The sequence below is a fragment of the Nostoc sp. genome (assembly GCF_036917515.1).
In the GTDB taxonomy this organism is placed as follows: domain Bacteria; phylum Cyanobacteriota; class Cyanobacteriia; order Cyanobacteriales; family Nostocaceae; genus Nostoc.
This window is the reverse complement of sequence record NZ_JBALDE010000094.1, coordinates 1-3,501: the sequence shown is the minus strand read 5'-3', so window position 1 is coordinate 3,501 and position 3,501 is coordinate 1. Positions and strand designations below refer to the sequence as shown.

Sequence of the window (3,501 nt, the reverse complement as noted above, 5' to 3'; positions counted from 1 at the left end):
GCTTGAGGAGATGATGTTATGTTGACTATTTTAGGCTTTTCAGGGTTACTTTAAATAAGTATGTAAACTTTTGTATCGTCATTCAACATTTCTGGATAAAAAATAACTCAAAACTGCAATTATCGTTGAGATAAACACTAATGGTTGTGTAGGAACAAAATACAACTGAAAAATATTAGTTTTGCCGTTGGGATAACTATATATGGTAGTATTAGAACAGGGTGGAGTAAATTTCCGTATCACCTCCATGTCTTTGTTGAAGAGATTGTAGCCATGATGTTTGAAAGTAAAACCTTCTTGAGCAGATATTTCTCCAACAGATTCAAAATATTCCATAGGTATAGCTGTTTTAGGTGAAAAAACACCTATTCCTTCATGAAGAAATTCTGCATGAGAAGGATCAAAAGTACTTTCAATAGACACAGTATAACCAACTGGAACTTCTGTCATGCGCCAGGAGGTTGAAGATGTATCTAGTTCAGACTTAGGTATGGTAGCTACCTGCTTTGAGTTACAATCCTCAAAAGCTGTTGAACTATCATCTGGCCATACCCAAAGCAATTCTTGGGTAACTTGTGTAGGATATGTTATAGTTCTTGACCTGAAACTATCACAAGCAGTTATTTCTACTTTAGTAAATCAGGCACTGGTTTACGGTCGTCAATATTTCTAGGAGTGAGAATCACATTTAAGAGTTGACCAAGCTCATTGACAACAATGTGAAGCTTAAAACCAAAAAACCAATCTACAGAAGTCTTACCACGATCCGCTAAATCTTTAAACACCCGATGCTGAAAAATTCGCCGATTATGGCAGACTTTCAGGCATGTTGAATCGATAAAACTGATACCCGTACATTGCCCAAAACAATGCTTGGGGTAGACGCACAATGGTATCAAGGTTGATGGTATCGATTCAATAAATCTTTGATAACTCACAAGCCCAGGAAAAGCACAATTCCATTGCTGTTTGACGTGATTAAAATAAAAATGCTTGAAATTCCGGTAGTGATTTTGATGAAAAGCAATCAGTATTGTGATCATTTCACTCAAACATCGGCTTTTTGTACGAATACGCTTGATTCCTCCTCCATTTAATAGTTTTTTGTGCCATTGACCTTCAAACGCTCTACACAAATCATCTACATGGCAAAATAAAGCATCTAAACTAAACATAGGACAAGTGCTGGATTTGACGTTATTTTCAGCTTACTACCTGTCCTTTTCCTTATCCCGAACTCAGGTTATTTATTATCGAATGAATCGTTATATATTAGGGTGGTATGTTTACCACTAGTATGTAAAAGCGCAGTTAATTGATGTAAATCAAACATGCATTAAAGTTTAACAATTTTTATCTTGTGTAATGACTGTGTGAATTATTACAAAACCTTAAAAAGTATCAAAATTTATTTTGTAATATAATCTTATGTGTTTTTTTAAATATAATTTATGCCTTATCGGAGAAATTTTTTAAGAAGAGCAGGATATACCACCCTTTCTGCCTTATTAACTATGGGTTTTTTACAAAAGGATAACCAAAAAGAAAATCAAGGCACGAATGCTATTGCAGAACATTATACAAGTAAAAATTTAAATTCTTCTCTTCGGCAATTAGCTGCCGCCAAAGGAAAGCGTTATGGCGCAGCAATTTCTAATGAATTTTTGCAAACAGAGAAAGATTACGCTAATCTGATGGCTCGTGAATGTTCCATTGTGACACCGAATGGTGAATTAAAATGGGACGCTACTGAACCACAGCCAGGATTATTTACCTTTGAGTCAGCAGATGCGATCGCTGATTTCTGCCAAAAACATAAGATAGAATTGCACGGACATACCCTTTTCTGGCACATGGGAAAACCAGACTGGGTTCCTTACCCCCCTACACTTAAGATGATCGAACGCCATGTTAAAGGAGTCATGGGGCACTATCGTAATAGTCCCGTTTTAAAGTCTTGGGATATTGCCAATGAAATTATCGCTGATAGTGAAAATGAAACTGATAACTCTACTTACGGTTTGCGTAAAGGCGTAAAACCAGAATTGATTCGAGACTTGTTTTTAATTGCCGCTTCAGTTGATAGCAGCAAAAAATTTTACTTAAACGATTTTGGCATCGAAGGCACCACATGGAAATCAGAACGTTTCTTAAAAATGGTCGAATATCTGAAGAATAGTGGTGTTAAAATTGATGGGGCAGGTATCCAATCACATCTATGGTTTTCTACTGCATATTCTTTTGACGAGAAAGGATTTAATTTGGTCTTAAAACGGCTTAATGATCTTGAAGTGAAACCAATAATTACGGAATTAGATATTATCATTGATACCCCATTACCCGATAGTATCAAAAGCCTAGACCAAATGGTAGCTGATAGTTACAAGCGATATCTTGACCTGTGCTTTGCAGCTAAAGTCGATACTGTGATTACATGGGGACTTACTGACCGTCATACCTGGATACGTCATCCCGAGTGGATGCCAAGAAAAAACTTTAGAAACAATCCAAGTCTATGGAAATTTCTGCGTCCGCTTCCCTTCGATGAAAACCTGCAATCTAAACCAGCTCGCAATGCTATAGCCCAGGCTTTTCAGTAATCAACTTAATACTTCACCAAGGCGTAAATATAGCGTTTCCTAAGCAACTGAGGTACACTCAAATCTTGTTTACCAAGGTTAGTAGCTTTGAAAATATCTAGCAATCGAAGCATAGGTTAGGACATAATAGAAAGAAATAACCTGAAAAAAATACCAGCATCTTATAGTTACGATTTAAGAACTAAGGTGATTAATGCGATTGATGGTGGGATGAGAAAAACTCAAGCCAGTCGAATCTTTCAAATTAGCCGTAATACAATAGACACTTGGTTAAAGAAGAGAAAAAAGACAGGAGATTATCAGACGAAAGCAGGATATCAACAAGGTTATAATTTGAAAATTGTAGATGGAGAGAAATTTCAGCAGTTTGTGCAAGTAAATGGCAGTAAAATTCAAGCAGAAATCGCAGAAACTTGGCCAGAAAAGATTAGCGATGCCTTCTCTACGAGACGCTACGCGAACAGTAAGCTACGCTAACACACTATAGGAAAAGCCTTAAAAAAAATTGGTTATACCCGAAAAAAAACTTACGGGTATAGAGAAAGGGATGAACAAAAAAGGCGGGAGTTTCGAGCCAAAATCAGCCAAAAAGAAGGCTCACAACTAGTTTATCTTGATGAACCCCGAATAGATAATAGAGAAGACTTTTGTGAAGGATGGAACCCTAAGGGAGAAAGATTTTACGATTTCAAATCAGCAAGAATAAACCTGAGAGTAAGTATTATGAGTGCTTTCTGCCAAGAAGAGTTATACCAATTCTCTAAAAGCTGGCTACAGATAGTGCCTCTAAAATATATTGCCTTCGGGCAATATAGCGGTTCTCAGTTGGGTGCAATATAGTAACAGCAGTGGGTGAACCATCCAATAATGTCTTTTTTAGTTACCGCATTCAGAGCATTTG

3 protein-coding genes and 2 pseudogenes are annotated in these 3,501 nt (G+C 36.8%); 3 read left to right on the top strand and 2 right to left on the bottom strand.

The features are described from left to right. Nucleotides 1-78: 78 nt before the first annotated feature. The gene (locus tag V7K89_RS11160) at nucleotides 79-450 is read right to left on the bottom strand and encodes a hypothetical protein (RefSeq protein ID WP_335187078.1); all 372 of its coding nucleotides are present in this window, start codon (nucleotides 448-450) and stop codon (nucleotides 79-81) included. Between V7K89_RS11160 and V7K89_RS11155 the strand changes: the two genes are divergently transcribed. Beyond that, nucleotides 449-673 (top strand): hypothetical protein, encoded by a 225-nt coding sequence (locus tag V7K89_RS11155; protein WP_335187076.1) that lies wholly within the window; start codon nucleotides 449-451, stop codon nucleotides 671-673. The genes V7K89_RS11160 and V7K89_RS11155 overlap by 2 nt on opposite strands. On the opposite strand, the pseudogene V7K89_RS11150 reads toward V7K89_RS11155, so the two are convergent. Next, nucleotides 630-1,175 (bottom strand): annotated as a pseudogene (locus V7K89_RS11150) (IS982 family transposase); the annotation flags it as partial. The gene V7K89_RS11155 and the pseudogene V7K89_RS11150 sit on opposite strands and share 44 nt — an antisense overlap. 276 nt (nucleotides 1,176-1,451) lie before the next feature. Here V7K89_RS11150 and V7K89_RS11145 point away from each other — a divergent pair. Beyond that, entirely contained in the window at nucleotides 1,452-2,600 is a 1,149-nt protein-coding gene (locus V7K89_RS11145; protein ID WP_335187072.1) for an endo-1,4-beta-xylanase, read from the top strand. A 150-nt stretch (nucleotides 2,601-2,750) separates the two neighbouring features. Then, a pseudogene (locus V7K89_RS11140) lies at nucleotides 2,751-3,350 on the top strand (IS630 transposase-related protein); the annotation flags it as partial. Between the last annotated feature and the right edge of the window lie 151 nt (nucleotides 3,351-3,501).

Bases quoted from the DNA above. Each gene is read 5' to 3' on its own strand.
- V7K89_RS11155 (WP_335187076.1), top strand. From the start codon at position 449: ATGCGCCAGGAGGTTGAAGATGTATCTAGTTCAGACTTAGGTATGGTA.
- V7K89_RS11160 (WP_335187078.1), bottom strand. From the start codon at position 450: ATGACAGAAGTTCCAGTTGGTTATACTGTGTCTATTGAAAGTACTTTT.
- V7K89_RS11145 (WP_335187072.1), top strand. From the start codon at position 1,452: ATGCCTTATCGGAGAAATTTTTTAAGAAGAGCAGGATATACCACCCTT.